The organism is Dendronalium phyllosphericum CENA369 (assembly GCF_016056275.1).
Lineage (GTDB): Bacteria > Cyanobacteriota > Cyanobacteriia > Cyanobacteriales > Nostocaceae > Dendronalium > Dendronalium phyllosphericum.
Genome location: NZ_JAECZA010000092.1, coordinates 23,872 through 27,372, shown reverse-complemented (window position 1 = coordinate 27,372; position 3,501 = coordinate 23,872). Strand labels below are relative to the sequence as shown.

Annotated in this window: 5 protein-coding genes; all 5 read left to right on the top strand. The window is 40.2% G+C overall.

All coding sequences use genetic code 11. The annotated features are described in order from the left end of the window. On the top strand, nucleotides 1-491 hold a 491-nt coding region (locus I8752_RS18425; RefSeq protein ID WP_404827101.1), incomplete at its 5' end, for a M10 family metallopeptidase C-terminal domain-containing protein. 467 nt (nucleotides 492-958) lie between these two features. Further along, nucleotides 959-1,162, top strand: coding sequence for a helix-turn-helix domain-containing protein (locus I8752_RS18420; protein ID WP_318780865.1), 204 nt, complete (start codon nucleotides 959-961; stop codon nucleotides 1,160-1,162). A gap of 607 nt (nucleotides 1,163-1,769) precedes the next feature. Continuing rightward, nucleotides 1,770-2,318, top strand: a complete 549-nt coding sequence (locus tag I8752_RS37440) for a recombinase family protein (protein WP_225895741.1) — start codon at nucleotides 1,770-1,772, stop codon at nucleotides 2,316-2,318. Nucleotides 2,319-2,415: 97 nt separating this feature from the next. Next, nucleotides 2,416-3,294, top strand: a complete 879-nt coding sequence (locus I8752_RS37435) for a recombinase family protein (RefSeq protein ID WP_225895740.1) — start codon at nucleotides 2,416-2,418, stop codon at nucleotides 3,292-3,294. 21 nt (nucleotides 3,295-3,315) lie between these two features. Continuing rightward, nucleotides 3,316-3,501 (top strand): IS1/IS1595 family N-terminal zinc-binding domain-containing protein (locus tag I8752_RS37430; RefSeq protein ID WP_318780864.1); only part of this gene is annotated, 186 nt, incomplete at its 3' end.

Genomic DNA, 3,501 nt, shown 5'->3' with positions numbered 1-3,501 from the left:
ACTATCTTGCAGGTGGAAGTGCCAATGACACCATTATTGGCGGTGGTGGTAATGACAACATTAATGGCGGTGGTGGTAATGATAGCCTTGATGGTGGTGGTGGTAATGACACCCTTACAGGTGGAACTGGCAGCGATCACTTCGTCTTCGACATTAACGCTGCCTTCAATAGCAGCACAATCGGCATCGACACCATCACCGACTTCCTCAGCGGTACCGACAAAATCATCTTGGATAAAACTACTTTCACCGCCCTCACCAGTGCCGCCGGATCTAGCCTCAGCACCAGCGAATTTGCCACCATCAACGCATCCACCAACGGAGCTACCATTGCTGGAACTAGCAGCGCCCGCATCGTCTTCAATCGTGCCAACGGCGACCTCTTCTACAATACCGATGGTGCAACAGCAGGTTTAGGTTCTGGAGGACAATTTGCAACTTTATCAGGGGTCACTACTTTGTCAGCTACTGATTTGTTATTACAGGCGTAATTCAGAAAAGCGAACACTGACAGCAGGCTGGAGATGTTGTCACTCTGAGCCATTGTCGAGCAAAAGCGTTGCACGGCGCTACCTACCAAAAACGCTTGTGGTCAGCCATCTACGGTTTTGAGAACGCAAGCGTTTCTTAATTTTTGATTGATGCTATCTGATTCCACATAATTAGGATTTCGTGTAATTGGCAATTGGGGTGGAGAACTGGCGAGGCTCTCCCCCAAATATCAAGTATCTCGGCTTGGACTAAATTACTTCCAGCAGATATGGGATGGGAAAATACGATCGCACAAAGGAGCAACAAAGTGGCGTTGCTCCACCACTAGTCTATTTATATACCGCTTGCTTATGTGCCTTGCTATAGCTTCATGGATTCTAGAGATGCCCGAGAATCTTTCCTAGTACATCTTTTCCATTATTTTTAAAAATTATTTTACCACTTGTTCTGGCTCTTGCTCACACCTGTGGTGATCGAAACGCTCAATTACTCGTATTCCATGATTGCGAAAAAGCTGAATCAGCCGCAGTCTTATGTTTCGCGCTGTGAGTCTGGCGAGAGACGAGTAGATGTGGTTGAACTAACCGATTTTGCAATGATTTACAAAAAACCTTTAGATTTCTTTGTTGATTTCAAGTTAGAAACTGAAAACAGCTACGATGCACCATAACGAGTATTTTTACTGGTAGTAAAGTTTTATAAGCAATGAAACCTTGATTACTACCTATGGCGTTGCAGTTAATGTGAGCCGAACTGATGCGTATTGACTAAAATGAGTGACAAGAAGTAACAATAATGGTACTGGGCTTGGGCTGCCCAGTGCCATGATATTGGATTTCAAACTGCTAACTCTCTTGCGAGTTTCAATATCTGAGTTGACTAAAGATAGGTATTGTCAACTGAGTAAAATTCTATATAATAGATAGCATTACCGTAGATAACAGTCCTACCACAACTAATAGGTCATTCTGAAAGGAAGCCACCGAGAATTTAATTTCGGTGGCTTTTTGAGTTTTTATCGAAAAATATTTTTCCAACTTTACTGATAATTACGATTGACCATTGTTTGGTTCTGCTACTTCTCTTGTCCTCAAAATTCTGCCCAATTACTTGGTTTTTAAATTAGCTAAAAATCAGATTATTTGGATAAATGTTAGCAGTTTTATTGAGAAATTAGTCTCGTTTTTTGTGCATAGCCAGTGGGGGCAGGATATGCACAAATAAGTGGTAATATTTTCATACAAGTTGATGTATTTATTGGGTTTTTTCTTGAGAATATGAATAAAATTGTTGGCTATGCCAGAGTCTCTTCTCGTGAACAAGCTGTGGACTCCCATGCTTTAGAACAACAGATAGCAAGACTAAAAGCAGCCGGAGCGACAGAAATTTTTCAAGATATTCAATCCGGCAGTAACGACGATAGACCTGCTCTAAAAAAACTGATGTTCTTAGTTATTTCTCAACAAGTGAATGAAGTTATTATCACAAGAATTGATAGAAAAGCTCGCTCTTTACCCAAATTACGAGAATGTCTTGATATTTATCAACAAGCTGGTGTAAATTTAAGGATTTTAGACCAGCAAATTGATTTAAAAACTTCTCAGGGGAAGTTAATGGTCAATGTACTAGGTGCTCTTGCTGAATGGGAAACTGACCTTTTATCAGAGCGAACAAGGCACGGTAAACAACACCGCCGAAACAAACAAGCCGCTTGTGAATCTTATCCTTGGGCCTACCAAGTAGTTAATGATAAATATCAACTAGATACTCGTTTATTTCTTTGTAGAATTTCCGACAGACCAGACAATTATCTAGANNCTCTATAACGAAGGCGATGTCACTAAACTTCCTGGTCTAAGTATTAAAGAGATAGCCAGAGATTGTATTGACATATTTTTACAGGCTCAAGGAGTTACCCGAGGGTTGAAAGCTATATTCCAGAAATACGGACTAGTCAAAATACATAAGAATAGAAATAGCCGTGATGGGATATTTCATTGGACTTCCGCAGGTTTTAATCGCTGGTTGACTAACCCGGTTTTGTGTGGACATACTGCTTATCTCCAACGCATTACTACTAGCAAAGGAAAAAGAAAGAGAAATAAGCCTGAAGACTGGCAAATAATCTATGATACTCATCCAGAGCATAGGCTGATCACCGATGCCGAAGCAGCAGAGATTCAACAAATTCTCCTGTTTAACTCGAAAACTGGGCATTTTAGCTTTAATCAACACCCAAATAACCCTGTTTGTTACCGAGAATATGCTTATCAAACAGGTCTCGTTTTTTGTGCTGAATGTGGTTCCAAGTGTATCACTAAAAGTGCCAAGCATCAGCAAGGGATGTATTATTATTTTGCTTGTAGATATGCAGGTATGGGTTGTGGAAATAAAAAATCTACCCGCAAATCAACTATTGAGAATGCTCTGATCAATATTTTAGTGCAGCGTTCCCAAACTCTAGCCAATCAGTTAGACGAACAGCCAACTAGAGAGCAGGAAAAGTCAGAAAAATTAAAGCAGTTAGAATCTCGCCTAGAGGCTCTAGAAAAAATTCTCGGGTTTGACCCAGACCTAGAAAAACTTAAACAGAAGATTCGTTTACAAATTGCAGAGGAAATTAATCCATTCCTCTGTGACTCAATTCTCAATAAAAGCACAGAGGAAATTATCCGTGCTGGTAATCATCTAGCAATCTGGCACACTCTATCTCCAGATGAAAAGGTCAAAATTTATCACCAGATTGTTCATCAGATTACTATTCGCAACGCCGAAGTCGAAGAAGTCATTTTGAAAATTTAAACCTGTAGCTAACTTGTAACTATGAATACGCAAGAAAGTTTTAATTTCAACAAGCTCAGATGTGAAATCGCAATGCAACAAGCGTTGCAATCATGGCAACCAAAACCACAAGTTTATGGAATGTCATGTCCAAAATGCAATTCTAATCTCATTGGGTTCAAGGGGCGACAACCAGATGGTGTACAACGGTATTTTTGTAAGAATTGC